Source organism: Pseudobutyrivibrio xylanivorans (assembly GCF_010906925.1).
Taxonomy (GTDB): domain Bacteria; phylum Bacillota; class Clostridia; order Lachnospirales; family Lachnospiraceae; genus Pseudobutyrivibrio.
Genome location: NZ_VTVE01000019.1, coordinates 1 through 424, shown reverse-complemented (window position 1 = coordinate 424; position 424 = coordinate 1). Strand labels below are relative to the sequence as shown.

At 55.4% G+C, this 424-nt stretch carries 2 protein-coding genes; both read right to left on the bottom strand.

Going from position 1 to position 424, the window contains the following annotated elements:
- On the bottom strand, positions 1-103 hold a 103-nt coding region (locus F0Q01_RS14035), incomplete at its 3' end, for a threonine/serine exporter family protein (RefSeq protein ID WP_420371915.1).
- Between the two features lie 29 nt (positions 104-132).
- Positions 133-424, bottom strand: a 292-nt coding sequence (locus F0Q01_RS13705) for a threonine/serine exporter family protein (protein ID WP_163927305.1), incomplete at its 5' end; no start/stop codon positions are given.

The window sequence follows — 424 nt, the reverse complement described above, 5'->3', positions numbered from 1 at the left end:
AACCATGACCAATCGCGCCAAGCAGCGCACACCAGCGTAACGCCCGAACGGGAACGTTGAACACCATCGCAAAGCCGACCGCAGGAATGGCGGCGAGGATCATATCCTGCGCCAACGCTAACAGAAATTCGATCACACCCATCCGCGTAGCCCCCAAATCGTCAGTGCCATCACTACGCCGACGCAGGTAGCCAGTGTCAGCAGACTGGCGATCGCCCATCGTGCAAGTCCGGTATTGATGTGGCCTTTAAACATATCGGCGACGGCATTAATCAACGGAAATCCCGGCACCAGCAGCAGAACGCTGGCGGCCATCGCGATAGTGGGTGTATTGCTGAAAGTGGGAAGTTGCAAAAGCAATCCGGAAATGGTGGTGGCGGCGAAAGCGGTAAGGCAAAAGTTGATTTGTGGATGAAGATGACGT